We start from the raw sequence: 24838 nt of genomic DNA, 5'->3' as shown, positions 1-24838 counted from the left end.
ACAGGTTTTAGTAGCGGCGTAATCTGTACAGACTGGTAAACGAGGCCCCTATGACAGTACCCATCGCAATCATTGGTACCGGCATCGCCGGACTCTCTGCCGCCCAGGCACTGCGAGATGCCGGGCACAGCATCCAACTCTTCGACAAAAGCCGCGGCAGCGGTGGGCGCATGTCGAGCAAACGCAGCGATGCCGGCAGCCTGGATCTGGGAGCCCAGTACTTTACCGCCCGCGACCGTCGTTTCGTCACCGAAGTCCAGCGCTGGCAAGCCAAGGGCTGGGTCGCCGAATGGGCACCGCAACTCTACAACTCCCACGGCGGCCAGCTCAGCCCCTCCCCCGACGAGCAGACCCGCTGGGTGGGCACACCACGCATGAGCGCCATCACCCGCGCCCTGATCGGCGATGTCGAAGTGCACTTCGCCTGCCGCATCACCGAGGTCTTCCGTGGCGAACAACACTGGCACCTGCAAGACGCCGAAGGCTTTACCCATGGCCCCTTCAGCCATGTGGTGATTGCCACGCCGGCGCCGCAAGCCACCGCTTTGCTGGCTGCCGCGCCGAAGCTCGCCGGGGTGGCCGCCGGGGTGAAAATGGACCCGACCTGGGCCGTGGCCCTGGCTTTCGATACCCCCCTGGAAACCCCGATGGAAGGCTGCTTCGTCCAGGACAGCCCGCTGGACTGGCTGGCCCGCAACCGCAGCAAGCCTGGACGCGATAGCCACCTCGACACCTGGATCCTGCATGCCACCAGCACCTGGAGCCGGCAGCACATCGACCTCTCCAAGGAGGCCGTGACCGAACAATTGCACGGGGCCTTCGCCGAGCTGCTGCACAGCGTCATGCCCGCCCCGACCTTCAGCCTGGCCCATCGCTGGCTCTATGCCCGCCCGGCCACCAGCCATGAATGGGGCGCCCTGGCCGACGCCGACCTGGGGCTGTATGCCTGCGGCGACTGGTGCCTATCCGGTCGGGTCGAAGGCGCCTGGCTCAGTGGCCAGGAGGCCGCGCGCCGGCTGCACGAGAGCCTGCAGTGAATCGACTCAACCCCCGCAAACTGCTGCTGTCGAAGTGGACGGCAGCCCACCCGCAACGCCGCGAGAAGCATTTTCTGGTCACCGAACTTTTCTGCGATGAAGAAGGCACCGTGCTGGACATCGAACTGCAAGCGGTGCTCACCCGACGCTGCCAGCGATTGAGCTGGCAAGTCCTGCAGAACGATAGCGAGTGGCGAATGGGCTGGCGGTAACCGGCCCGACTGCAGGGCAATACCTATACAAACAATTTGACTTGTACAACTTTAATTCTATGATGAAGAAAAGTTGTACAACGTTGCGTTTTTGTACAGGTAAGCCCTGGAGGTTGCAGCATGTCCGCCAAGCCGAAAATTGCCATTAGCGCCTGCCTGATGGGCGTAGAAGTCCGCTACAACGGAGGACACAAAGAGTCCCGCCTGTGCAGTCGAGTCCTCAGCGAACACTTCGATTTCGTGCCCCTGTGCCCGGAAGTCGCCATCGGCATGGGCACCCCCCGCGAACCCATCCGACTGGTCGGCGACCCCGAGCAGCCAAGGGCCGTAGGCACCGTGGACCCCAGCCTGGACGTCACCCAGCCCCTGGTCGAATACGGCCAACGCATGGCCGCCGAGGTCGATGACATCTGCGGCTACATCTTCATGCAGAACTCGCCGTCCTGCGGCCTGGAGCGGGTCAAGGTGTACCAGGCCAACGGCATTCCCCACCGCAACGGCGGTCGCGGTATCTATGCCCAGGCGTTCTGCCAGAAACATCCCGATCTGCCAGTGGAAGAAGCCGGGCGCCTGAACGATCCGGTGCTGCGGGAAAACTTCCTGACTCGGGTCTACGTCTATCGCGACTGGCAGGCGCTGCTCAAGCAAGGCCTGACTCGCCGCGCCCTCACCGACTTCCACTCGCGCTGCAAATACCTGCTGATGGCCCACCATCCGGTGCAGTACAAGACCCTGGGCAATCTGCTGGGCAGCATGGGCAAGAGCGATCCGAATCTGATCGGTCCGCGCTACTTCAGCGAGCTGATGACGGCGCTGAGCAAATGCGCGACCCGCGGCACCCACAGCAATGTGCTGCTGCACCTGAGCGGCTACCTCAAGCAGGCCATCAGCAGCGCGGACAAACAGGAAGTGCAACATGTCATTGGTCAGTATCGTCACGGCATCGTGCCGCTGGTGGTGCCCCTGACCCTGCTCAAGCACCACTTCCGCCAGCACCCCGATCCCTACATTGCCCAGCAGCTGTACCTGCAGCCGCACCCGGAAAACCTCAGCCTGCGCAACGCGATCTGAGCCATGAAAGCACTCGATCAACAGGCCGAAGACAACAGCGCCCACTACCGGCGCGCCCTGGATGAGGGCTGGCTGCCGATTCGCGAAGTGGCGCGCCAGACCGGAGTCAACGCCGTCACCCTGCGCGCCTGGGAGCGCCGTTACGGACTGATCGTGCCCCTGCGCACGCCCAAGGGTCACCGCCTGTACTCCCAGGAACAGGTGCAGGAAATCCTCACCATCCTCACCTGGCTCAATCGCGGGGTGGCGGTCAGCCAGGTCAAGCACCTGCTGGACAGCGCCCCAAGTGCCAGCACACCGGCCGAGAATGACTGGCAGCGCCTGCGCCAGACCCTCGGTCTGGCGATCAGCCAACTGGCCGAGCGCAAGGTCGACGACACCTTCAACCAGGCCATGGCCCTGTACCCGCCGCGCACCCTGTGCGAGCACCTGCTGATGCCCTTGCTGGCAGAGCTGGAGCAGCGCTGGCAGGGACAGTTCGGCAGCCAGATGGAACAGGTGTTCTTCTACTCCTGGCTGCGCAGCAAGCTGGGGGCACGGATCTACCACAACAACAGGCAACTGCAGGCCCCACCGCTGCTGCTGGTCAACCAGTCGGACCTGGCGCTGGAGCCCCACCTGTGGCTGACCGCCTGGCTGGCCAGCAGCGCCGATTGCCCGGTGGAAGTCTTCGACTGGCCGCTACCCGGCGCGGAACTGGCCCTGGCCGTCGAGCGCCTGCAGGCCCGGGGCCTGCTGTTGTATTCAAGCAAGGCCCTCAACCCTGCGCAGCTGCCCAGGCTGCTCAACGGCATTAGCTGCAAAAAATTCATCGCCGGACCCGCGGTGTGCATCCATCCCGCAGAGTGGTCCGTATGTCTCTCTGAAATCGCCGATCTGCACCTGGCTCAGGACCCGATAACGGCCTGCCAGGCGCTGCTTGAGCGAGGACTCTTTTGAATCGGAAATCAGCATGCAATTGATCTGGCTGCGCAGCGACCTGCGCCTACATGACAACACCGCCCTCTGCGCCGCCACCCAGCGTGGCCCCACCGTGGCGGTGTACCTGCTGAGCCCGGAGCAGTGGCAGGCCCACGACGATGCGCCGTGCAAGGTCGACTTCTGGCTGCGCAATCTGCAGCCGTTGAGCAAGGCCTTGGGCCGCCTGAACATCCCCCTGCTGATCCGTAGCGCCGCGACCTGGGACCAGGCGCCCCAGGTCCTGCTGGAACTGTGCCGGCAACTGCAGGTCCGCATGCTGCACTTCAACCAGGAATACGGGATCCACGAGAGCCGTCGCGATGCCGCGGTGACCCGGGTTCTGGAAGAGGCCGACATCAGCGTCCAGGGCCATCTCGATCAACTGCTGTTCCAGCCCGGCAGCGTGCTGACCAAGAGCGGCGGCTACTTCCAGGTTTTCAGCCAGTTCCGCAAGGTCTGCTACAGCCGCCTGCACAGCGCACTGCCGGCGCTGATCGCCAGCCCCAAGGCGCAATTGCCGCTGTCGATCCAGGCCGATCCCGTGCCCCGCCATATCGACGGCTTCCCGCTGCCCAGCCAATCACTGCGCGACCTCTGGCCGGCCGGTGAAGATGAAGCCCTGGGCCGTCTGGAACGGTTCACCGACGAGCAAATCAACTACTACCAGAACGAACGCGACTTCCCGGCCAAGCCCGGCACCAGCCAGCTTTCGCCCTACCTCGCCGCCGGAGTGATCTCGCCGCGGCAATGCCTGCACGCCGCCTTGCGCTGCAATCAGGGAGAGTTCGAGAGCGGCAATCCCGGCGCCGTCACCTGGATCAACGAACTGCTGTGGCGCGAGTTCTACAAACACATCCTGGTGGGTTACCCACGGGTTTCCCGGCACCGCGCCTTCCGCCCGGAAACCGAAGCGGTGGCCTGGCGCGATGCCCCCGAAGACCTGGCGGCCTGGCAAGAAGGCCGCACCGGCCTGCCGCTCATCGACGCCGCCATGCGCCAACTGCTGGAAACCGGCTGGATGCACAACCGCCTGCGAATGGTGGTGGCGATGTTCCTGACCAAGAACCTGCTGATCGACTGGCGTGAGGGCGAGCGTTTCTTCATGCGCCACCTGATCGATGGCGACCTGGCAGCAAACAATGGCGGCTGGCAGTGGAGTTCCTCCACCGGCACCGACGCCGCACCGTACTTCCGCATCTTCAACCCGATCAGCCAATCGGAACGCTTCGACCCCGAGGGGCGCTTCATCAAGCACTGGCTGCCGCAACTGGCGGGGTTGAACAAAAGGGATATCCACAACCCCGGCGCCATGGGCGGCCTGTTCGCGGTCGCCGGCTATCCGGCGACCATGGTCGACCTGTCGATGTCACGAGATCGCGCCTTGGCTGCCTTCAAGGCCCTGCCGGCGCGGCCGGACGTGGGAGATGCCCCATGAGTGATTTCCTTGAGCGCTTTGCCCGGGACTTCGCCAGCCTCGACAAGCACAACCTGCAGCGCCTGGATCAGCTCTACAGCGAGGACATCCAGTTCACCGACCCGCTGCATGAGGTCAATGGCTTGCCGCGCCTGCGGCACTACTTCGCCGAGCTGTACAGCAATGTCAGCGAGCTGCGCTTCGACTTCCACGGCATCGACACCTGCGGCGAAGGCCAGGGCTACCTGCGCTGGACCATGAGCTACCGCCACCCGCGCCTGCGCGGTGGCCAGCTGATCCGGGTCGCCGGCTGCTCGCACCTGCACTGGCGTGACGACAAGGTCTATCGGCATCGCGACTATTTCGACGCCGGCGCACTGCTCTACGAACACCTGCCGCTGATAGGCACGGTGATCTCCTGGTTGAAAAGGAGGCTCGGATGAACCCGGCAATGCCACGGCGGATCTGGCTCACCGGTGCCAGCAGCGGCATCGGCGCGGCACTGGCCGAGGAGCTGCTCAAGGCCGGCGCCCAGGTGGCCGTCAGCGCCCGTTCGCGCGAGCCCCTGGAGACCCTGGCCCAGCGTTATCCGGGGCGGGTGCTGGTGGTGCCCGGCGATCTCACCGACGCCCTGCAGGTGCGTGAGATCGGCAAGCGCATCGCCCAGGCCTGGGGCGCCCTGGACACGGCGGTTCTCAATGCCGGCACTTGTGAATACATCGACGTGCAGCAATTCGACGCGGCGCTGATCCAGCGTGTGCTCAACAGCAACCTGCTGTCCGCCGGCTATTGCATCGAAGCCGCACTGCCCCTGCTGCGCGCCGGCAACCAACCCCACCTGGTGGGCGTGGCCAGTTCCGTGACCTACCTGCCGCTGCCCCGGGCCGGCGCCTATGGTGCCTCCAAGGCCGCCCTGCGTTACCTGCTGCAGTCCTTGCGCATCGACCTGGCCGCCGAGGGCATCGACGTCACCGTGGTCAGCCCGGGGTTCGTCGATACCCCGCTGACCGCGCGCAACGACTTTGCCATGCCCATGAGCTGGCCCGCCGCCAAGGCCGCCCGCCATATCCACAAGCGTCTGTCACACCGGGATCTGGAGATCGCTTTCCCCGCCCCGTTCATCTTCGGCCTCAAGCTGCTGTCCTGGCTGCCCGGTCGCCTGCAACTGGCCATCGCCAAGCGCCTGGCCCGCACGGGGAGTGCATCGTGAAAATCGCCATCATCGGTAGCGGCATCGCCGGCCTGACCTGCGCCTACGTTCTCAACCGTCGCCATGACATCCGGGTCTTCGAGGCCGGCAGCTGGATCGGCGGTCACACCCACACCGTGGAGGTCAGCCACAATGGCGAAACCCAGTCCGTGGACACTGGCTTCATCGTCTTCAACGACTGGACCTACCCCAACTTCATCCGCCTGCTGGGCCAGATCGGGGTCAAGTTCAAACCCACCGAGATGAGCTTCTCGGTGTGCGACCCGGTCTCGGGCCTGGAGTACAACGGCAACAACCTCAACAGCCTGTTCGCCCAGCGGCGCAACCTGCTGTCGCCCGGGTTCTGGGGCATGCTGCGGGACATTCTGCGCTTCAATAAAGCCGCCTTGCTCGATCTCCAGCAACAACGCATCGCCGCCGACACCACCCTCGGCGATTACCTGCAGAAACGAGGCTATGGCGAGCGCTTCATCCAGCATTACATCGTGCCCATGGGGTCGGCGATCTGGTCGATGTCACGGGTGCAGATGCTCGGTTTCCCCTTGCAGTTCTTTGTGCGCTTCTTCAAGAACCACGGCTTGCTGTCGGTGAACAATCGCCCCCAGTGGTGCGTGATCGAAGGTGGCTCAAGCCGCTACATCGAACCGCTGACCGCCTCGTTCCGCCAGCACATCCGCCTCGACTGCCCGGTGCAACGGGTCGAACGCGACGAATCCGGCGTGCTGATCCACAGCGCCGCCGGCAGCGAGCGCTTCGACAAGGTGGTGTTCGCCTGTCACAGCGACCAGGCCCTGCAACTGCTGGCCAGCCCCAGCCGCGCCGAGCGGGAGATTCTCCAGGCCCTGCCCTACGCCGACAACGACGTGGTACTGCACACCGATACCCGGCTGCTGCCGCGCCGGCGCCTGGCCTGGGCCAGCTGGAACTACCGCCTGGACGCCAGCGGCGACAAAGCCGCCGCCGTGACCTACGACATGAACATCCTGCAAGGCCTGAAGAGCGATACCACCTTCTGCGTCAGCCTCAACCAGACCGCGGTCATCGACCCGACGCAAATCCTTGCCCGCTTCACTTACGCCCATCCGCAGTACAGCATCGAAGCGGTGGCGGCCCAGGCCCGCTGGAGCGAACTGCAAGGCGCCCAGCACAGCTTCTACTGCGGCGCCTACTGGGCCAACGGCTTTCACGAAGACGGCGTGGTCAGCGCGTTGCGCGTGGCCCAGGCCTTTGGTGAACAACTGTGAACAGTGCCCTGTACAACGGCTGGATCAGCCATCGGCGCTTCGCCCCCAAGGGCCATGCCTTCCGCTATCGGATCGGCCTCTTGTACCTGGACCTGGACGAGCAGGAGGCGGTGCTGGGGCTCTCGCCCCTGGCGGGGCGCAGCCGTTTCGCCGCCTTCGCCTTCCGCGAAAGCGACTACCTGAAAGACTTCACCGGCCAGGGCATGCGCCTGATCGACGCGGTACGCCAGCAAGTGGCCGCGGCCATCGGCCACGTGCCGGGCGGCGCGGTGCGCCTGTTGACCCAGGTCCGCAGTTGGGGCCTGGCGTTCAATCCGGTGAGCTTCTTCTACTGCTTCGAGGCCGACGGGCAACTGGCGGCGATCCTCTGTGAAGTCACCAACACCCCATGGCGCGAGCGTTATCACTACGTGCTGCCCGCCCGCCCGGACAGTGCCAGCGCGCCCGAGCACCAGCACTTTGCCGTGGCCAAGGCCTTCCACGTCTCGCCATTCTTGCCCCGTGACCTTGAATACCGCATGAGCTTCAGCCCGCCGGCCGAACGCCTGGGCGTGCACATGGCCGACTGGCAGGGTGATCTGAAGGTGTTCGACGCCACCCTCAGCCTGCAGCGCCAGGCCCTGGATCGCCGCAGCCTGCACCAGTACCTGCGCAGTTTCCCATGGATGACCGCCAAGACCTGCCTGGCCATCTACTGGCAGGCCCTGCGCCTGAGCGCCAAGGGCATCACTTTCTTTCCCCATGAGGCCGCCGACGGCGCCTATCGCACAGCTGCTGTACAACCCAAGGATCGCCGCCATGAAATCCTCTAGCGTATCGGCCAGAAATACCCTGTTCAGCACCCACAGCCTGACCGCCAACCTGTTGCGTCGCGGCGTGCTGCGACAACTGGCGCATCTCAAGCACGGCCAACTGCTGGTCATCGAAAACGCCGAGCGCCTGGTCTTCGGCGACCGCTCGGCGGCCTTGGTGGGTGAAATCCATATCCACGACAGCAGCGCCTGGGGGCTGGTGGCCAGCAGCGGCTCGATCGGTGCCGGCGAAGCGTTCATCCACGGCTACTGGAGCACCCCGGACCTGACGGCGGTGATCCGCGTCTTCGTCAGCAACCTGGAGGTACTGGATGCCATGGAAGGTGGCCTGGCGCGGCTCGGCCGGCCGTTGGTACGCGGCCTGCACTGGCTCAATCGCAACACGCGCAAGGGCTCGCAGAAAAACATCGCCGCCCACTACGACCTCGGCAATGAGCTGTTCGAGCAGTTTCTCGACCCGACGATGATGTACTCAGCCGCGCAATTTCGCAGCGAGGACGACAGCCTGGAGCAGGCCCAGTTGAACAAACTGGAACGCATCTGCCAGAAACTCGCCCTCCAGCCCGGGGATCACCTGCTGGAGATCGGCACCGGTTGGGGCAGCATGGCGCTGTATGCGGCGCAAAATTACGGGTGCCGCGTCACCACCACCACCTTGTCCAAGGAACAGTTCGCCTATACCCGGCAACGCATCGATGCCGCCGGCCTGCAGGACCGGGTCACCCTGCTGCTGGAGGACTACCGCGATCTGGACGGGCAGTACGACAAGCTGGTGTCCATCGAAATGATCGAAGCCGTGGGCCACCGCTTCCTGCCCACCTACTTCAAGCAGTGCGCGAAGTTGCTCAAAAGCAACGGCCTGATGCTGCTGCAAGCCATCACCATCCGTGACCAGCGCTATGAACAGGCGAAGAACGGCGTGGACTTCATCCAGCGCTACATCTTCCCCGGCGGCGCCCTGCCCAGCGTGCAGAAGATGCTCGAAGTAGTGAGCCGCGACACCGACATGAACCTGTTGCACATGGAGGATTTCGGCCTGCACTACGCCCGCACCCTGCGCCTGTGGCACGAGAACTTCCGCCGCGCCCACGGCCGCCTCAGCGAGCTGGGCTATGACGCCTACTTCCTGCGCCTGTGGGAGTTCTACCTGTGCTACTGCGAAGGCGGTTTCCTGGAGCGCAGCATTGGCACCGCGCAAATGCTCCTGGCCAAACCCTCGGCGGTGCCGCAACCCCTGCTGGGACGTTTCGATGCGTAAACAACTGGCCAACGCCCTGCTGTTCCAGCTGGGCTGGTTTATCTGCGTGCTGTCCGGCGACAGCGCCTGGCTGCTGCTCGGGGTGGCGATCCTGCTGGCGCATTTTCGCTGGATCGGCAGCTGGGCCGCAGAAGGCCGGATGATTTTCGGGGTCGCCCTGACCGGCATTACCCTGGACAGCTTCCTGCACTGGCTGGGGGTGTTCCAGTTCCAGCAAGTGAGCCTGCTGATTCCCCTGTGGCTGATCGTGCTCTGGGCCTTGCTGGGCACCACGCTGCGTCACTGCCTGGCGTGGACCGCCCGGCCCTGGTGGCTGACCTGCCTGGTTGGCGCACTGTGCGGACCGCTGTCCTATTACGCCGGGGGCCGCCTGGCCGGGGTGACCTTTGCCTATGGCCTGTGGCCAACCCTGCTGGGGCTGGGACTGCTGTGGAGCATGCTGCTGCCGCTGCTGCACGTGCTGGCACGCCCCACTGCGGAAGAACCACAGGCGGCCATCCCGGACTGAGCGTCCGTCCGGGCTTTCCCACAGCACGGGCCGACTGCCTTACACTGCGTGCCTATGATCACCATTCCCGTTGTCCCCGTCCCCGAACCGGCCATCAGTTGCTCGACCTGCGCCGCCTGCTGCTGCCAGCTGGAAGTGATGCTGATCACCGACACCGGGGTGCCCGAACGCTTTATCGACACCGATGACTGGGGCGGGGAAGTCATGCGCCGCCTGGACGACGGCTGGTGCGCGGCCCTGGACCGCGACAGCATGCGCTGCAGCATCTATGAGCTGCGGCCACTGATCTGTCGCGAGTTCGAGCTGGGAGAGGCCGATTGCTTGAGCGAACGCCGGGGAATCGCCACGGCGTATCGCTGATACCGGCCTCAGAGCGGCATCGTGTAATGCAGCGCGTAGCTTTCGATACCGTCGTTGGGGGTTTGAATCCCGGCGTTGGAGTAATGGGTGGCGCGAATACCGACTTCATGCCCGCCAGCGAAACGCAGGCCGAAACCGATACGGTCTTCGAACTGGAAGGATGATCCGAGCTTGTTGTCCTCGACCTCGGTGTGGGCAAAGGCCGCCACCCCGATCCCCGCCTCGATGTAGGGCTTGATGCTGGCCCCGGCGAATTCGTAGACCAGCACCGGCGAGAACGACAGGCTGTGATTGCTCGATTTCTTGTCGCCATCCCAATAGGTGTAGGCGCCGCTCCAATAACCGGTCAGGCGACCGACATCACTTTGCAGCCAGCTCTTGTCCCAGTCCCATTGCATACCCAGCCGGTAGGCCTGGGTCGAATCGCCGGTTTGCCCCACGGAGAACTCGACTCCGGCCGCCTGCGCGGTAAAACTGTGCCCCAACAACCCGGCCGCAAGCGCGGCCAAACACAACAGTCGCTTCATCAGGAACGTCCTTTTTTCAACGGTTACGTATGGTCTTGTACAACCTTCTTGAAAGGTTATAGAAGCCTGCACGTCCTCGGAAGTTCAGCATCGAAAGCGGCTTTTTCAGGCTTTTTTTCACCACTGGAAACGCTGAACGCTACCAGGTTTTTTCCACAACAAAGGCAGCACCTGGGCAAAGTGCGGGACGTCGCCGCTGGTCCAGAAACGTGTCTCGCGGGCCGGGCCCCGGGCCCGTAGCTGGCCCTCATCCAGCAGGCGTTGCAACTGCCGGGCAACGGCGCCGCCCGTGTCGATCAGGCTGATATGGGCCGGCAGCATCTGCAACAGCACCGGCTTGAGAAACGGATAGTGGGTGCACCCCAGGATGATGGTGTCGCACCCGGCCGCCAGCAGCGGTTCGACATACCCCTGCAACAGTTGCCGCAGAGCGCTGCTGTCGAGGTCGCCGTTTTCGATCATTTCCACCAGGCCGGGACAGGGCTGGGTGACCACTTTCACATCCGCGGCGAAACGGTCGAGCAAGGCGGCGAACTTGGCGCTCTGCAAGGTGCCGGTGGTGGCCAGCACCCCGACCACCCCGCTGCGGGTAGCAGCCGCCGCAGGCTTGACCGCAGGCTCCATGCCAACGATGGGCCAATCCGGAAAATCCCGCCGCAGCTCGGCGACCGCGGCCACGGTGGCCGTGTTGCAGGCCAGAACCAGAGCCTTGGCGCCCTGCTCGCGAAAGTAGCGCGCCATCAGGGCGCAGCGCTGACGAATGAACTCCGGGGTCTTTTCGCCATAGGGAATATGCCCGCAATCGCCAAAGTACAGCAGCGATTCGTTGGGCAGCCGTTGCTGTATTTCCGCCAGCACCGACAGACCGCCGACACCGGAATCGAACACCGCAATGGGCGCTTCACTCATGCTGAACTCCGCAGACGCTGCAACCGGGATCACGCTTGACGCGCAGCTCGCGAAAGCGCGTGCCCAGGGCATCGATCAATAACAGTCGGCCCACCAGAGGCTCGCCAAACCCGGCCAGCAGCTTTAGGGCTTCCAGCGCTTGCAGGCTGCCCACGGTGCCCACCAGCGGACCGAGCACTCCAGCCTCGCTGCAGGTCAGTTCGGTTTCGCTGCCATGCCCGTACAGGCAGTGGTAGCAAGGGCTTTCCTGACGCCTTGGGTCGAACACCGACAACTGCCCTTCCAGGCGAATCGCCGCGCCGCTGACCAGGGGCTTGCCGGCCGCCACGCACGCGGCGTTCACCGCCTCGCGGGTGCTGAAGTTGTCGGTGCAATCAAGCACCAGGTCCACCGCGGCCACGACGGCGGCCAGGCTGTCGACATCCAGTGCCTGGCGATGGGGCACCAGGCGGATTTCCGGGTTGAGGGCGGACAACCGGCTGATGGCCGAATCCACCTTGCCGACCCCGACACTCTGGCTGTCGTGGATGATCTGGCGTTGCAGGTTGGTCAGGTCGACGCTGTCGAAGTCGGCCAGGTGCAACTCGCCGACCCCGGCCGCCGCCAGGTACAGCGCCGCCGGGGCACCAAGGCCACCGAGGCCGACAATCAGTACCCGGCTCTGCTTGAGGCGCAACTGGCCGTCGATGTCGACGTGCTGCAACAGAATCTGCCGGCTATAGCGCAACAGCTCCTGATCGGTCAGCACGGCAGGCACCCGAGGCTGATGCGTTCATGACCACCCAGGTCGACCCGGCTGTGGACTTCGACAAAGCCTTGCGCAGTCAGCAACTCGCGAACCGCCGCGGCCTGGTCGTAACCGTGTTCCAGCATCAGCCAGCCACCGGCGTGCAAATGTTGCGGGGCCTGGTTGACGATCAGGCGCAGATCGTCCAGACCGTCCTTGCCCGCCACCAGGGCGCTTTCGGGTTCGAAGCGCACATCGCCGGCCGCCAGATGAGGATCGGCCTCGGCGATGTAGGGAGGATTACTGACGATCAACTGGAAACGCTGGGACTCGACCGCGCTGAACCAGTGGCTGCTGAGCACCGTGACGTTGTCCAGTTGCAGGCGCTGGCGGTTGCGCTCGGCCAGAGCCACGGCTTCCAGCACCCGATCCACGGCAGTGACCTTCCAGGCCGGACGCTCGCTGGCCAGGGCCAGGGCGATCGCGCCGCTACCGGTGCCCAGGTCGAGGACCTTGGCCGGAGTCGCGGGCAGCAACTCCAACGCTGCTTCCACCAGCAGCTCCGTGTCGGGACGCGGAATCAGGGTGTGCGGTGCCACTTCCAGATCCAGCTTCCAGAAGCCCTGTTGCCCGAGGATGTAGGCCACCGGCTCGCCGGAACGACGTCGTTGCAGGTACTCGGCGAACAGCAGCGCGGCTTCGCTGGGCACGATGCGCTCCGGCCAGGTGTGCAGGAAGCTGCGGGGCTTGCCCAGGGCCGCCGCCAGGAGCAGCTCGGCATCCAGGCGCGGCGTCGGCGAATCGGGTAATTGAGCTGCACGCAGCAGGCTGGCGATGATGGTCATTTACTCACCCAATGCCGCAAGTTGATCGGCCTGATACTCGGCCAACAGCGGTTCAATCACGGCCTCGACGCCCCCGGCGAGGATTTCGTCCAGGGAATACAGGGTCAGGTTGATCCGGTGATCGGTGACCCGGCCCTGAGGGAAGTTGTAGGTGCGGATACGCTCGGAGCGATCCCCCGAGCCCACCAGCAACTTGCGCTCGCTGGCGATGGCATTGGCCGCGGCGCTGGTCTGCTGGTCATTGAGCTTGGCCGACAGCCAGGACATGGCCCGGGCCCGGTTCTTGTGCTGGGAACGCTCTTCCTGGCACTCGACCACGATGCCCGAAGGAATGTGGGTGATGCGGATCGCCGAGTCGGTCTTGTTCACGTGCTGGCCGCCGGCGCCCGAAGAGCGATAGGTATCGATGCGCAGGTCCGCCGGGCTGATCTCGATGGCTTCCTGTTCGTCCGGCTCGGGCAACACCGCCACGGTACAGGCCGAGGTGTGGATGCGGCCCTGGGATTCGGTGGCCGGCACCCGCTGCACACGGTGCGCGCCGGACTCGAACTTGAGCTTGCCGTAGACGTTCTCGCCTTCGACCCGGGCAATGACTTCCTTATAGCCGCCATGCTCCCCCTCGTTTTCCGAGAGGATCTCCAGCCGCCAGCCGCGCCGTTCGGCGTAGCGCGAATACATGCGGAACAGGTCGCCGGAAAAGATCGCCGCCTCGTCACCGCCGGTGCCAGCACGGATTTCCAGGAACACGTTGCGCCCGTCGTTGGGGTCCTTGGGCAGCAACATGCGTTGCAAGGCGCTTTCCAGCTCGGCCAATTGCTCCTTGGCCTCGCGCACTTCCTCGGCAGCCATTTCCCGCAGGTCCGGGTCGTTGTCCTTGAGCAGCGCCTGGGCGCCTTCGAGGTCAGCCTGGACCTTGAGTACCTGTTTGTAGGAAGCGACGATCGGCTCGACTTCCGCGTACTCCTTGGAGTAGGTGCGGAACTTGGCCTGATCGGAAATGACCTCAGCATCGCCGAGCAAGGCGGTCAGTTCCTCGAAACGATCCTGGAGAATGTCCAGCTTACTGAGCAGTGACGCTTTCATTACGGGGTTTTATCCGATGAGCCCTCACCGAGGGCAAAGAGTTCTTGAGCCATGGCCAGCGCATCGAGGCGACCTTCGGCGGAAAGCTTTTTCAACTGCACGCTCGGCGCGTGCAGCAACTTGTTGGTCAGGCCGCGGGCCAGTTGGGCCAGTACGTCCTCGGCGCTGGAGCCATTGTTCAGCAGGCGCAGGGCTTTCTGCAGTTCTTCGTCACGCAGCCGCTCGCTCTGTTGACGATAGGCCTTGAGCACGTCAACCGCCGCCAACTCCCGCAGGCGCACCATGAAATCCTCGGCGCCGATGTTCACCAGCTCCTCGGCGGCCTGGGCCGCGCCCTGACGGCTCTTGAGGTTTTCCGCGACCACTTCGTGCAGGTCATCGACGGTGTAGAGGTAAACGTCGTCCAACTCGCCGACTTCAGGCTCGATATCCCGGGGAACGGCGATATCCACCATGAAAATCGGCTTGTGCTTGCGCAGCTTCAGCGCGCTTTCCACTGCGCCCTTGCCAAGGATCGGCAACTGGCTGGCGGTGGAACTGATGACGATATCGCTGTGCACCAGCTCCTGGGGAATGTCCGATAGCAGCACCGCGTGGGCGCCGAACTGCTCCGCCAGGAGACTGGCGCGCTCCAGGGTGCGGTTGGCGACTACGATGCGCTTGACCCCCAGGTCGTGCAGGTGCCGGGCCACCAGGGTAATGGTCTCGCCCGCGCCGATCAGTAACGCCTGGCTGCGCTGCAGGTCGCTGAAAATCTGTTTCGCCAGGCTTACCGCGGCAAAGGCCACGGACACCGGGTTCTCACCAATGGCAGTATCGGTTCGCACCTGCTTGGCGGCGCTGAAGGTGGCTTGGAACAGCCGCCCCAGCAGCGGACCGACAGTGCCGGCCTCGCGGGCCACGGCGTAGGCGGACTTCATCTGACCGAGGATCTGCGGCTCGCCCAACACCAGCGAATCGAGCCCCGAGGCCACCCGCATCATGTGACGAACTGCCGCATCGTCCTCATGTACGTAGGCACTGGCGCGCAGCTCGTCTAGGCTCAGGTGGTGATAGTCCGCCAGCCAGCGCAGCACCACATCCGCAGAAAGATGATCCTGTTCTACATAGAGCTCACTGCGATTGCAGGTGGAGAGGATCGCAGCTTCGCGGCTGTCGGTGAGTCGGCAGAGCTGCTGCAAGGCCTCAACCAACTGCTCAGGGGTAAAGGCCACGCGCTCGCGGACGTCTACAGAAGCAGTCTTGTGGTTAATACCGAGTGCAAGGAAGGCCATTCAAGGTCGCTGATGATGTCGAGAAGCCGGCAATTGTCCTACTTCGACCGACGCAGAACAACTACCGCCGACTATTGTCCTAATAGACTGCCTATGTTCTGGCATCCCGTTGAGTCTCGGTTATGTTTGGCCGAAGGCTTGTGTCATGATGATCCGACCGCAGGTTAGTCGCCCTCTTCCTATATGAATAGATCCTCCGCGTTGCTCCTCGCCTTTGTCTTCCTCAGCGGTTGCCAGTCACTGGCCACCGTTTCATCGGACGCTACGTCGCCGGTGGAAGACAGTACCCCCGCCCCTGAAAAGCCCAAGGTTTATTCCTCGTTCAGTGAAGACACCATCTTCAGCCTGCTGAGCGCTGAGCTGGCGGGTCAGCGCAATCGTTTCGACATTGCCCTGGACAACTACGTGACCCAGGCCATCAACACCCAGGATCCGGGGATTTCCGAGCGAGCCTTTCGCATCGCCGAATACCTGGGCGCCGATCAGGCGGCCTTGGACACGTCGCTGATCTGGGCCAAGAACGCCCCCGACGACCTGGAAGCGCAACGGGCTGCCGCCATCCAGCTGGCCCGCGCCGGTCGTTATGACGACTCCTTGCTTTATATGGAGAAGGTCCTGCAGGGCAAGGGCGATACCCATTTCGACTTCCTGGCGCTGTCGGCTGCCGACACCGACCAGGACACCCGCAACGGCCTGATGAAAAGCTTCGACCGGCTGTTGCAGAAACACCCGCGCAACAGCCAGCTGATCTTCGGCAAGGCCCTGCTGATGCAACAGGACGGCGACGCCAAGGATGCCCTGACTCTGCTGGAGCAGAACCCGCCGGAAGACGGCGAAGTCGCGCCACTGCTGCTGCGTGCCCGCCTGCTGCAAAGCCTGAACCGCGGCAAGGAGGCCCTGCCCCTGCTGGAAAAAAGCATCCGCAAGTACCCGGACGACAAGCGCCTGCGCCTGACTTATGCCCGCATGCTGGTGGAGCAGGACCGCATGGAAGACGCCAAGACTCAGTTCTCCAGCCTGGTCCAGCAGTATCCGGAAGATGACGAACTGCGTTATTCCCTGGCCCTGGTGTGCCTGGAGGCCAAGGCCTGGGAAGAGGCCAAGGGCTACCTGGAAGACCTGATTGCCCGGGAAAGCCACGAGGACTCCGCCCACCTGAACCTGGGACGGATCGCCGAAGAGCTGAACGATCCGCAAGGGGCGCTGATCGAGTACGCCCAGGTCGGCCCGGGCAACGACTACCTGCCGGCACAACTGCGCCAGGCCGATATCCTGATGAGCAACGGTCGTACCGACGAAGCGCAGAAGCGCTTGGTAGCCGCCCGCGATGCCCAGCCCGACTACGCCATCCAGCTGTACCTGGTCGAAGTCGAAACCCTGTCGGCGAACAATCAGGGGGACCGTGCCTGGAAAGCCATCCAGCAAGCCCTGCAGCAATATCCCGATGACGTGAACCTGCTCTACACCCGCGCCATGCAGGCGGAAAAACGCAATGACCTGGCGCAACTGGAAAAAGATCTGCGCCTGATCATCCAGCGCGAGCCGGACAACGCCATGGCCTTGAACGCCCTGGGCTACACCTTGTCGGACCGCACCACTCGCTACGCCGAGGCCAAGGTGCTGATCGAACAGGCTCACCAATTGACCCCGGACGACCCGGCGGTCATGGACAGCCTGGGCTGGGTCAACTTCCGTTTGGGCAACCTCGACGAGGCCGAGCGCCTGCTGCGCCAGGCCTTGGAACGCTTTCCCGACCAGGAAGTCGCCGCGCATCTGGGCGAAGTACTGTGGAACAACGGCAAGCAGCGCGAGGCCAAGCAGATCTGGAGCAAGTTCATCAAGGGCCAGCCCGATAGCCCTGTCCTGCGCGACACCATCAAACGCCTGACCGGATCAGAGACTCTTTAAGACCATGTTTTTGCGCCACTTCATTGTTTTCAGCTTCATCGCCCTGCTGGCAGGCTGCGCCGGCTTTGGCGCCCGTGAGTCGGTCCAGGGCCAAGGCAACCCCGCCCAATGGCGCCTGCACAAGGATCAGTTGACAGGCCTCGATGGCTGGCAGATCAACGGCAAGATCGGCATTCGCGCGCCCAAGGATTCCGGTAGCGGCACGCTGTTCTGGCTGCAACGCCAGGATTACTACGACATCCGCCTGTCCGGCCCGCTGGGTCGCGGCGCGGCTCGCCTGACCGGGCGCCCCGGCCAGGTCAGCCTGGAAGTGGCCAACCAGGGCCGCTATGAAGCCACCAGCCCGGAAACCCTGCTTGAAGAACAGCTAGGCTGGAAACTGCCGGTTTCCCACCTGGCCTGGTGGGTTCGCGGCCTGCCCGCCCCGGACAGCAAGAGCCGCCTGACCCTGGACGGCGACAGCCACCTGGCCAGCCTGGAACAAGATGGCTGGCAAGTGGAATACAGCAGCTATTCCGAGCAGAACGGCTACTGGCTGCCCGAACGCATCAAACTGCATGGCAGCGACCTTGACGTCACACTGGTGATCAAGGAATGGCAGCCGCGTAAGCTGGGGCAGTGACGACCATGGAAAAACTGACCCTGCCGTCCCCGGCCAAGCTCAATCTGATGCTGCACATCCTCGGTCGTCGTGAAGACGGGTATCACGAGTTGCAGACCCTGTTCCAGTTCCTCGACTACGGCGATGAAATCACCTTCGCCCTGCGTGACGACGGTGTCATTCGCCTGCATACCGACTTCCCGGGGGTGCCTCACGACAGCAACCTGATCGTCAAGGCGGCCAAGAAGCTGCAGGAACAATCCGGTTGCGCCCTGGGCATCGATATCTGGATCGACAAGATCCTGCCCATGGGTGGCGGCATCGGCGGCGGCAGTTCCAACGCGGCCACGACCCTGCTGGGACTGAATCATCTCTGGCAACTGGGCTGGGATGAAGACCGCCTGGCGGCACTGGGATTGACCCTGGGAGCCGACGTTCCGGTTTTCGTACGCGGCCGTGCAGCGTTCGCTGAAGGTGTAGGGGAAAAACTCACCCCTGAATATCCCGAAGAACCCTGGTATCTGGTACTGGTCCCGCAAGTGTCTGTAAGTACAGCAGAAATTTTTTCAGATCCGCTGTTGACACGTGACACTCCGCCCATTAAAGTGCGCCCCGTTCCCAAGGGAAACAGCAGAAATGACTGCCTTCCGGTAGTCGCAAGGCGTTATCCAGAAGTACGTAACGCATTGAATTTGTTAGGTAAATTTACCGAAGCAAAACTGACTGGAACTGGAAGTTGTGTGTTTGGGGGCTTCCCAAGCAAAGCTGAAGCTGATAAAGTCTCGGCCCTTCTTACAGAGACCCTTACAGGGTTTGTAGCAAAAGGAAGCAACGTTTCGATGTTGCATCGCAAGCTGCAAGGTCTGCTCTAACGGAATCGAGTATCAGGTACTCGAAGCAACAGATACAGGGGCGTCGCCAAGCGGTAAGGCAGCAGGTTTTGATCCTGCCATGCGTTGGTTCGAATCCAGCCGCCCCTGCCATTTTCCTATACTCATCCAGGTATACCCTCAGCCTTCAGGTACTGCGCGTGTCCAAGATGATGGTCTTTACGGGGAACGCTAACCCCGATCTGGCTCGGCGTGTAGTACGTCAGCTGCATATCCCTCTCGGTGACATCTCTGTTGGAAAATTCTCCGACGGCGAAATTACTGCCGAGATCAATGAAAATGTCCGCGGTAAAGACGTCTTCATTATTCAGCCGACTTGCGCTCCGACCAACGATAACCTGATGGAACTCGTCGTGATGGCTGATGCCTTCCGCCGCTCCTCAGCGACTCGTATCACTGCTGTTATTCCTTACTTTGGTTATGCCCGTCAGGATCGCCGTCCGCGTTCCGCACGTGTGGCTATCAGCGCGAAAGTCGTCGCTGACATGCTTACCGTAGTCGGCATCGACCGTGTTCTCACGGTTGATCTGCATGCTGACCAGATTCAGGGCTTCTTCGATATTCCGGTAGATAACATCTACGGCTCCCCGGTTCTGGTGGATGACATCGAAGACCAGCGTTTCGAAAACCTGATGATCGTGTCCCCGGACATTGGCGGCGTCGTGCGTGCACGTGCCGTGGCCAAGTCCCTGGGCGTTGATCTCGGGATCATCGACAAGCGTCGTGAGAAAGCCAATCACTCCGAAGTGATGCATATCATCGGCGACGTCGAAGGACGCACCTGCATTCTGGTCGATGACATGGTCGATACCGCCGGCACCCTGTGCCACGCGGCCAAGGCCCTGAAAGAGCATGGCGCAGCCAAGGTCTTTGCCTACTGCACACACCCTGTGCTGTCGGGTCGGGCCATCGAGAACATTGAAAATTCCGTGCTGGACGAACTGGTGGTGACCAACACCATCCCGCTGTCCGCTGCAGCACAAGCCTGTGCGCGTATCCGCCAACTGGATATCGCACCGGTAGTTGCCGAAGCGGTTCGCCGTATCAGCAACGAAGAATCGATCAGCGCGATGTTCCGCTAGGGCTCATCCCTGGCAAGACATCACGATGACGAAAAGCGCCCCGTCCCAACCTGTGTTGGGACGGGGCTTTTTTGCCCATATCGCCTTTAGCGCTGGTCGCAAACGCTGGGGCGAATGTGGTTATTTTGGAGATACAACATGAACGATTTTACTCTGAATGCTGAAGTGCGTTCCGACCTGGGGAAAGGTGCGAGCCGCCGCCTGCGTCGTCTCGCAAGCCTGGTTCCAGCTGTAGTTTACGGTGGCGACAAAGCCCCTGAATCCATCAGCATGCTGGCCAAGGAAATCGCCAAGCTGCTGGAAAACGAAGCTGCCTACAGCCACATCATCGAACTGAACGTTGGTGGCACCAAGCAGAACGTCGTGATCAAGGCCCTGCAACGTCACCCAGCCAAAGGCCACGTACTGCACGCTGACTTCGTTCGCGTAGTTGCCGGTCAGAAACTGACCGCCATGGTTCCAGTACACCTGATCAACGAAGCGGCACCGATCAAGAAAGGCGGCGAAATCTTCCGCGCTACCACCGAGATCGAAGTTTCCTGCCTGCCGAAAGACCTGCCTGAGTTCATCGAAGTCGACATGACCGAGACTGACATCGGCACCGTGATCCACCTGTCCAACCTCACCGCTCCTAAAGGCGTTGAGTTTGTAGCTCTGGCACACGGCAACGACCTGGCAGTAGCCAACGTCTACGCACCACGTGTTGCTTCTGAGAAAGAAGAAGGCGCAGCAGAGTAATTCACTCTGACGCCGGAGTTGAGCGGAATACATCGCGGACTGGAACGTAGCGAGAAAGCGGGCGAGAACGCGAAGTTTGCCGCAAGGCAACCAAGCTCTTGTCGTCCCCTTTCGCCGTAGCACCGGTTGCGGCGATGTTATCCACCACTCCAAAGAAGGGCCCCTATCGTGACTGCCATCAAACTGATCGTTGGCCTGGGTAATCCAGGCGCCGAATACGAACAGACCCGGCATAACGCAGGGGCCCTTTTTGTTGAGCGCATCGCCGAAAAACAAGGTGTGAACCTTGTCGCCGATCGCAAATATTTCGGCCTGACCGGGCGCTTCAGTCACCAGGGTCAGGACATTCGTCTGTTGATTCCCACCACCTACATGAACCGCAGCGGCCAGGCCGTGGCGGCTCTTGCTGGCTTCTTCCGCATCAAGCCGGAAGAAATCCTGGTGGCCCACGACGAACTCGACTTGCCACCAGGCACAGCCAAACTCAAGACCGGCGGCGGGCATGGCGGGCACAACGGACTGCGGGACATCATCGCGCAGCTCGGCAATCAGAATACCTTTCACCGCCTGCGGCTCGGCATCGGCCACCCAGGTGTTGCCAGTATGGTTTCAAACTTTGTCCTGGGTCGTGCGCCACGCGCCGAACAGGAAAAACTCGATGCCAGCATCGATTTTGCCCTCGGCGTGCTGCCGGATATCTTCGCCGGTGAATGGAACCGCGCGATGAAAAACCTGCACAGCCAGAAGGCCTGACTCTACTCCTCGGGGAATACACCATGGGATTCAATTGCGGCATCGTCGGCCTGCCTAACGTCGGCAAGTCCACCCTGTTCAACGCCCTGACCAAATCCGGGATCGCGGCCGAGAACTTCCCCTTCTGCACCATCGAGCCCAACAGCGGCATCGTGCCGATGCCCGACCCGCGCCTGGACGCCCTGGCGGCGATCGTCGTGCCGGAGCGCGTGCTGCCGACCACCATGGAATTCGTCGACATCGCCGGCCTGGTGGCCGGTGCCTCGAAAGGTGAAGGCCTGGGCAACAAGTTCCTGGCCAACATCCGCGAAACCGACGCCATCGCCCACGTGGTCCGCTGCTTCGAAGACGACAACGTGATCCACGTGTCCAACAGCGTCGACCCCAAGCGCGACATCGAGATCATCGACCTCGAGCTGATCTTCGCCGACCTCGACAGCTGCGAGAAACAGCTGCAGAAAGTCGCCCGCAACGCCAAGGGCGGTGACAAGGATGCCGTGGCCCAGAAAGCCCTGCTGGAACAGCTGATCGCCCACTTCACCGAAGGCAAGCCGGCCCGCAGCCTGATGAAGGACATGAGCAGCGACGAGAAGCAGATCATCCGCGGCTTCCACCTGCTGACCACCAAGCCGGTGATGTACATCGCCAACGTTGCCGAAGACGGCTTCGAGAACAACCCGCTGCTGGACGTGGTCAAGGCCATCGCCGAAGAAGAAGGCGCCGTGGTGGTGCCGGTGTGCAACAAGATCGAAGCGGAAATCGCCGAGCTTGAAGACGGCGAAGAAAAGGACATGTTCCTCGAAGCCCTGGGCCTGGAAGAGCCTGGCCTGAACCGGGTGATCCGCGCGGGCTACGAAATGCTCAACCTGCAGACCTACTTCACCGCCGGGGTGAAGGAAGTTCGCGCCTGGACCGTGCGCGTCGGCGCCACCGCGCCACAAGCAGCCGCCGTGATCCACACCGACTTCGAAAAGGGCTTCATCCGCGCCGAAGTCATCGCCTACAACGACTTCATCCAGTTCAAGGGTGAAGCCGGTGCCAAGGAAGCCGGTAAATGGCGCCTGGAAGGCAAGGAATACATCGTCAAGGACGGCGACGTGATGCACTTCCGCTTCAACGTGTGAGTCACCAAGCCGTTTTCCTGATGTTTCATGAAACCCCAGGAAAGCATGAAAATCCCAATAAAACCGCGCAGTTGCGCGGTTTTATTGTTTCATAGCGCTGCTTCAAGTTTCCCGAGCAGTCAATGCATGCCTGAGTACGCTAGCGAGTACAGCTCTTGGAGCATGTGCGAATAAGTGAGTATAGTGCCGCTGTCGCCATGACAAGGAGTCAGCCACCATGCTTACCGACGCGCACTGCCGCAACGCCAAGCCCAGGGAAAAGCTCTACCGCTTGAATGACCAGCGCGGGCTCTACCTCGAAGTCAAGCCCAACGGAGTCAAGGCTTGGCGATACCGCTTCACACTGGATGGCAAGGCCAGCATGTTTGCGCTTGGCGAATACCCTGCTGTTACGCTCTCTGAAGCCAGGGAACGCAGCGAGGCCGCACGCAAACTGGTCAAGCAAGGCATCAATCCCGCCCAGCAAAGGCAGCTCGACCGCATCCGGCAAGCCAGCGAAGCAAAGAACACCTTCGAGATCGTCGCCAAGGAGTGGCTGCAGACAAAGGACTGGGAAGATGTCAGCAAGAACCGGCGTCTGGATATGCTGGAGCGCGTGGTGTTCCCCAGTATCGGCAATATGCCGGTTCGCGAAATAACGCCAGCCCATGTCCTGGACATCCTGCAGAAAACAGTAAAGCGTGGCGCGCCCACGGTCGCCGCCGAGGCGCGGCGCACCATGTCCGCCGTGTTCGAGTTCGCCGTCGCCACCCTGCGAGCCGACAGCGACCCGGTTTGGCCGGTACGCAAGGCGCTACCAGCAAACAAGACCCAGCACAAGCCGGCGCTGAGTAAAGAGCAGATCGGCAAACTGCTGAGCGACTTCGCAAACCACCGCTGCAGCTTTCAGGTAAGTCATTGCATGCAACTGATGTGGTGGACCCTGGCGCGACCGACCGAAGTGGCCGAGGCGGCCTGGGATGAGTTTGACCTTGAGAAGGCTGTTTGGCGTATCCCGGCGCAGCGCATGAAAGCACGCAAGGAGCACGTCGTACCTCTGCCACGACAGGCAGTGGAGATGCTCAAAGGACTGCATGGCATTACTGGCAACCGCAAGCACTTGTTTCCAGGCCGAGATGATCGCAACGCCCCAATGTCCGCCGCATCACTTCGCCAGGCGATCAAGGCTTTGGGGTGGAGCGGCACCTATAGCCCACACGCCACGCGGACCAGCGGCAGTACCCGTCTTAATGAGATGGGCTACCGCCCAGATGCCATCGAAGCCCAGCTTGCCCATGCTGACCAGAACAATGTGCGTCGTACCTACAACCACGCCACCTATTTCGATGAGCGTCGCGCCATGATGCAGGAATGGGCGGACAGATTGGACGAATGGAAAGAGCAAGCACAGGCATGACCACAAAGATCATGGCTCCAGATATTCCCAACTCCGATGCCGTCGCCGAGCTGCGCACCAGAGCAGAGGCAACCTGCGACCGATATGGCGTCCAGCGCCGCGAGCAATGTGTAAATGCTTTTCTGCGGCTGGCAGAAAGTTTTCGTTGGCGTACGATGCCGCCCCCTGAAATTGAAGAAGGCACACTTGAGCAACTAAAAAGACTCCGAGATGCGGCGTCCCGGTTAAGCAAGGCGCTTCGAAGCCTGGACGAAGAGTCGGCAGCGCTATTACCCGAATTTCTGAGGAAGGACCTGCCTACCCATAAGCTGTTCTGCGAGTCGCTACACTCCGTGAGCAGGCAACTATCAGCGTCCGGAGCAAGCAGAGAACATGAGGCCAAGGAGCTGATCGCGAAGCAATTTATCGTTACCTGCCAGCAATTCAGAATTCCGATCAAGTGGAGCAAGGAGTTCGAGTACCACTCGGTGAACAGCAAGAACGAGCCATCCGCCTATCTCCTCGGCGCCATCTATGCTGCGGGCGGCATGAAGGCCGATGCTGAAACCACGCCTGCTCATCGCGCCAATCACTATCTGGGGCGTTTCAGCAAAGGATTTACCGTCGCTATCGATGGAGTTGTAGTCCGGGTGCTGCTGAAGAAAACAGTGATAGAGCCCAATCTTTACATGTCCCAGATAATGAAAGCCGTCTCCGAGGGACGTGAACCAACCCTGCCCACAAGCAGCATCCTTACGGCATCTTGCCAAGGATACGAGCTTGGATTGTCTCGGCCATTTTGTGAGACATTCGATTGGCCCAGCTGAGGCCACTGCTCGACACCGGTTTGCATGCTGGGTGATTTCAGGCCCGAGAATAGGGAGTGCAGGTGACAACCGTGCTCCCTGACTTCATA

Annotated in this window: 27 protein-coding genes and 1 tRNA gene; 22 read left to right on the top strand and 6 right to left on the bottom strand. The window is 62.2% G+C overall.

Features of this window, described 5'->3' with window-relative positions; translation table 11 throughout:
- Nucleotides 1-50: 50 nt before the first annotated feature.
- The 12 genes from BLV47_RS04540 (at nt 51) to BLV47_RS04485 (ending at nt 10086) form a co-directional block, all read left to right on the top strand.
- Nucleotides 51-1037, top strand: a complete 987-nt coding sequence (locus BLV47_RS04540) for an NAD(P)/FAD-dependent oxidoreductase (protein WP_092310388.1) — start codon at nt 51-53, stop codon at nt 1035-1037.
- On the top strand, nt 1034-1249 hold the full coding sequence (locus BLV47_RS04535; protein WP_092310385.1) for a TIGR02450 family Trp-rich protein: 216 nt from the start codon (nt 1034-1036) through the stop codon (nt 1247-1249). Before BLV47_RS04540 ends, BLV47_RS04535 begins: the two co-directional genes overlap by 4 nt.
- A 120-nt stretch (nt 1250-1369) precedes the next feature.
- The gene (locus BLV47_RS04530; RefSeq protein WP_092310382.1) at nt 1370-2320 is read left to right on the top strand and encodes a YbgA family protein; all 951 of its coding nucleotides are present in this window, start codon (nt 1370-1372) and stop codon (nt 2318-2320) included.
- 3 nt (nt 2321-2323) lie between these two features.
- Nucleotides 2324-3259, top strand: a complete 936-nt coding sequence (locus tag BLV47_RS04525; protein ID WP_092310379.1) for a MerR family transcriptional regulator — start codon at nt 2324-2326, stop codon at nt 3257-3259.
- A 13-nt stretch (nt 3260-3272) separates the two neighbouring features.
- On the top strand, nt 3273-4715 hold the full coding sequence (phrB, locus tag BLV47_RS04520) for a deoxyribodipyrimidine photo-lyase (RefSeq protein ID WP_092310376.1): 1443 nt from the start codon (nt 3273-3275) through the stop codon (nt 4713-4715).
- Nucleotides 4712-5137: a nuclear transport factor 2 family protein gene (locus tag BLV47_RS04515; RefSeq protein WP_092310373.1), complete on the top strand. Its 426-nt coding sequence runs from the start codon at nt 4712-4714 to the stop codon at nt 5135-5137. The genes phrB and BLV47_RS04515 overlap by 4 nt, the downstream gene beginning before the upstream one ends.
- Nucleotides 5134-5904 carry an SDR family NAD(P)-dependent oxidoreductase gene (locus BLV47_RS04510; protein WP_092310370.1) on the top strand — a complete coding sequence of 257 codons (771 nt, stop codon included), beginning with the start codon at nt 5134-5136 and terminating at the stop codon, nt 5902-5904. Before BLV47_RS04515 ends, BLV47_RS04510 begins: the two co-directional genes overlap by 4 nt.
- Nucleotides 5901-7148, top strand: coding sequence for an NAD(P)/FAD-dependent oxidoreductase (locus BLV47_RS04505; RefSeq protein WP_092310367.1), 1248 nt, complete (start codon nt 5901-5903; stop codon nt 7146-7148). Before BLV47_RS04510 ends, BLV47_RS04505 begins: the two co-directional genes overlap by 4 nt.
- Entirely contained in the window at nt 7145-7960 is an 816-nt protein-coding gene (locus tag BLV47_RS04500; RefSeq protein WP_092310365.1) for a DUF1365 domain-containing protein, read from the top strand. The genes BLV47_RS04505 and BLV47_RS04500 overlap by 4 nt, the downstream gene beginning before the upstream one ends.
- Nucleotides 7947-9218 (top strand): SAM-dependent methyltransferase, encoded by a 1272-nt coding sequence (locus tag BLV47_RS04495; protein WP_092310362.1) that lies wholly within the window; start codon nt 7947-7949, stop codon nt 9216-9218. The genes BLV47_RS04500 and BLV47_RS04495 overlap by 14 nt, the downstream gene beginning before the upstream one ends.
- Nucleotides 9211-9726, top strand: coding sequence for a DUF2878 domain-containing protein (locus BLV47_RS04490; protein WP_092310359.1), 516 nt, complete (start codon nt 9211-9213; stop codon nt 9724-9726). The genes BLV47_RS04495 and BLV47_RS04490 overlap by 8 nt, the downstream gene beginning before the upstream one ends.
- A gap of 54 nt (nt 9727-9780) precedes the next feature.
- Nucleotides 9781-10086, top strand: a complete 306-nt coding sequence (locus BLV47_RS04485; protein ID WP_047306050.1) for a YkgJ family cysteine cluster protein — start codon at nt 9781-9783, stop codon at nt 10084-10086.
- An 8-nt stretch (nt 10087-10094) separates the two neighbouring features.
- Here BLV47_RS04485 and BLV47_RS04480 read toward each other — a convergent pair whose 3' ends face one another.
- The 6 genes from BLV47_RS04480 to hemA form a co-directional block, all read right to left on the bottom strand.
- Complete coding sequence (locus BLV47_RS04480; protein WP_092310356.1) at nt 10095-10613, bottom strand: acyloxyacyl hydrolase; 519 nt, start codon at nt 10611-10613, stop codon at nt 10095-10097.
- Between the two features lie 117 nt (nt 10614-10730).
- On the bottom strand, nt 10731-11522 hold the full coding sequence (gene murI / locus BLV47_RS04475) for a glutamate racemase (protein ID WP_092310353.1): 792 nt from the start codon (nt 11520-11522) through the stop codon (nt 10731-10733).
- Nucleotides 11515-12270 (bottom strand): molybdopterin-synthase adenylyltransferase MoeB, encoded by a 756-nt coding sequence (locus BLV47_RS04470; protein ID WP_092317034.1) that lies wholly within the window; start codon nt 12268-12270, stop codon nt 11515-11517. Before BLV47_RS04470 ends, murI begins: the two co-directional genes overlap by 8 nt.
- Entirely contained in the window at nt 12264-13094 is an 831-nt protein-coding gene (gene prmC, locus BLV47_RS04465; protein ID WP_092310350.1) for a peptide chain release factor N(5)-glutamine methyltransferase, read from the bottom strand. The genes BLV47_RS04470 and prmC overlap by 7 nt, the downstream gene beginning before the upstream one ends.
- Complete coding sequence (prfA, locus tag BLV47_RS04460) at nt 13095-14177, bottom strand: peptide chain release factor 1 (protein WP_092310347.1); 1083 nt, start codon at nt 14175-14177, stop codon at nt 13095-13097.
- Entirely contained in the window at nt 14177-15451 is a 1275-nt protein-coding gene (gene hemA, locus BLV47_RS04455) for a glutamyl-tRNA reductase (RefSeq protein ID WP_092310344.1), read from the bottom strand. The genes prfA and hemA overlap by 1 nt, the downstream gene beginning before the upstream one ends.
- 183 nt (nt 15452-15634) lie before the next feature.
- On the opposite strand from hemA, the gene BLV47_RS04450 reads away from it, so the two are divergent.
- From BLV47_RS04450 to BLV47_RS04405, 10 genes are all read left to right on the top strand, one after another.
- A complete protein-coding gene (locus tag BLV47_RS04450) occupies nt 15635-17359 on the top strand; it encodes a tetratricopeptide repeat protein (RefSeq protein WP_092310342.1) in 1725 nt (574 codons plus the stop codon).
- Nucleotides 17360-17363: 4 nt separating this feature from the next.
- Nucleotides 17364-17981, top strand: coding sequence for a lipoprotein insertase outer membrane protein LolB (gene lolB, locus BLV47_RS04445; RefSeq protein WP_092310339.1), 618 nt, complete (start codon nt 17364-17366; stop codon nt 17979-17981).
- Nucleotides 17982-17986: 5 nt separating this feature from the next.
- On the top strand, nt 17987-18832 hold the full coding sequence (gene ispE, locus BLV47_RS04440; RefSeq protein ID WP_092310336.1) for a 4-(cytidine 5'-diphospho)-2-C-methyl-D-erythritol kinase: 846 nt from the start codon (nt 17987-17989) through the stop codon (nt 18830-18832).
- 36 nt (nt 18833-18868) lie between these two features.
- A tRNA-Gln gene (locus tag BLV47_RS04435) sits at nt 18869-18943 on the top strand.
- A 47-nt stretch (nt 18944-18990) separates the two neighbouring features.
- Nucleotides 18991-19932 (top strand): ribose-phosphate pyrophosphokinase, encoded by a 942-nt coding sequence (locus tag BLV47_RS04430; protein WP_003171603.1) that lies wholly within the window; start codon nt 18991-18993, stop codon nt 19930-19932.
- Between the two features lie 138 nt (nt 19933-20070).
- Nucleotides 20071-20670 (top strand): 50S ribosomal protein L25/general stress protein Ctc, encoded by a 600-nt coding sequence (locus BLV47_RS04425; RefSeq protein WP_092310333.1) that lies wholly within the window; start codon nt 20071-20073, stop codon nt 20668-20670.
- A gap of 168 nt (nt 20671-20838) precedes the next feature.
- Nucleotides 20839-21423, top strand: a complete 585-nt coding sequence (pth, locus tag BLV47_RS04420; protein WP_092310330.1) for an aminoacyl-tRNA hydrolase — start codon at nt 20839-20841, stop codon at nt 21421-21423.
- 23 nt (nt 21424-21446) lie between these two features.
- Nucleotides 21447-22547, top strand: coding sequence for a redox-regulated ATPase YchF (gene ychF, locus BLV47_RS04415; protein WP_092310326.1), 1101 nt, complete (start codon nt 21447-21449; stop codon nt 22545-22547).
- A gap of 217 nt (nt 22548-22764) precedes the next feature.
- Nucleotides 22765-23943 carry a tyrosine-type recombinase/integrase gene (locus BLV47_RS04410; protein ID WP_092310323.1) on the top strand — a complete coding sequence of 393 codons (1179 nt, stop codon included), beginning with the start codon at nt 22765-22767 and terminating at the stop codon, nt 23941-23943.
- Nucleotides 23940-24749, top strand: coding sequence for a hypothetical protein (locus BLV47_RS04405; RefSeq protein ID WP_092310320.1), 810 nt, complete (start codon nt 23940-23942; stop codon nt 24747-24749). The genes BLV47_RS04410 and BLV47_RS04405 overlap by 4 nt, the downstream gene beginning before the upstream one ends.
- The last annotated feature ends 89 nt before the right edge of the window (nt 24750-24838 follow it).

Origin of the sequence: Pseudomonas saponiphila, from assembly GCF_900105185.1 — a bacterium.
Classification (GTDB): domain Bacteria; phylum Pseudomonadota; class Gammaproteobacteria; order Pseudomonadales; family Pseudomonadaceae; genus Aquipseudomonas; species Aquipseudomonas saponiphila.
This window is presented reverse-complemented; position numbering and strand designations above follow the sequence as displayed.

Coding starts and splice junctions, on each gene's coding strand:
- BLV47_RS04540 (WP_092310388.1), top strand. CDS start 51: ATGACAGTACCCATCGCAATCATTGGTACCGGCATCGCCGGACTCTCT.
- BLV47_RS04530 (WP_092310382.1), top strand. CDS start 1,370: ATGTCCGCCAAGCCGAAAATTGCCATTAGCGCCTGCCTGATGGGCGTA.
- BLV47_RS04525 (WP_092310379.1), top strand. CDS start 2,324: ATGAAAGCACTCGATCAACAGGCCGAAGACAACAGCGCCCACTACCGG.
- phrB (WP_092310376.1), top strand. CDS start 3,273: ATGCAATTGATCTGGCTGCGCAGCGACCTGCGCCTACATGACAACACC.
- BLV47_RS04515 (WP_092310373.1), top strand. CDS start 4,712: ATGAGTGATTTCCTTGAGCGCTTTGCCCGGGACTTCGCCAGCCTCGAC.
- BLV47_RS04510 (WP_092310370.1), top strand. CDS start 5,134: ATGAACCCGGCAATGCCACGGCGGATCTGGCTCACCGGTGCCAGCAGC.
- BLV47_RS04495 (WP_092310362.1), top strand. CDS start 7,947: ATGAAATCCTCTAGCGTATCGGCCAGAAATACCCTGTTCAGCACCCAC.
- BLV47_RS04490 (WP_092310359.1), top strand. CDS start 9,211: ATGCGTAAACAACTGGCCAACGCCCTGCTGTTCCAGCTGGGCTGGTTT.
- BLV47_RS04485 (WP_047306050.1), top strand. CDS start 9,781: ATGATCACCATTCCCGTTGTCCCCGTCCCCGAACCGGCCATCAGTTGC.
- BLV47_RS04480 (WP_092310356.1), bottom strand. CDS start 10,613: ATGAAGCGACTGTTGTGTTTGGCCGCGCTTGCGGCCGGGTTGTTGGGG.
- murI (WP_092310353.1), bottom strand. CDS start 11,522: ATGAGTGAAGCGCCCATTGCGGTGTTCGATTCCGGTGTCGGCGGTCTG.
- prmC (WP_092310350.1), bottom strand. CDS start 13,094: ATGACCATCATCGCCAGCCTGCTGCGTGCAGCTCAATTACCCGATTCG.
- prfA (WP_092310347.1), bottom strand. CDS start 14,177: ATGAAAGCGTCACTGCTCAGTAAGCTGGACATTCTCCAGGATCGTTTC.
- hemA (WP_092310344.1), bottom strand. CDS start 15,451: ATGGCCTTCCTTGCACTCGGTATTAACCACAAGACTGCTTCTGTAGAC.
- BLV47_RS04450 (WP_092310342.1), top strand. CDS start 15,635: ATGAATAGATCCTCCGCGTTGCTCCTCGCCTTTGTCTTCCTCAGCGGT.
- lolB (WP_092310339.1), top strand. CDS start 17,364: ATGTTTTTGCGCCACTTCATTGTTTTCAGCTTCATCGCCCTGCTGGCA.
- ispE (WP_092310336.1), top strand. CDS start 17,987: ATGGAAAAACTGACCCTGCCGTCCCCGGCCAAGCTCAATCTGATGCTG.
- BLV47_RS04425 (WP_092310333.1), top strand. CDS start 20,071: ATGAACGATTTTACTCTGAATGCTGAAGTGCGTTCCGACCTGGGGAAA.
- ychF (WP_092310326.1), top strand. CDS start 21,447: ATGGGATTCAATTGCGGCATCGTCGGCCTGCCTAACGTCGGCAAGTCC.
- BLV47_RS04410 (WP_092310323.1), top strand. CDS start 22,765: ATGCTTACCGACGCGCACTGCCGCAACGCCAAGCCCAGGGAAAAGCTC.
- BLV47_RS04405 (WP_092310320.1), top strand. CDS start 23,940: ATGACCACAAAGATCATGGCTCCAGATATTCCCAACTCCGATGCCGTC.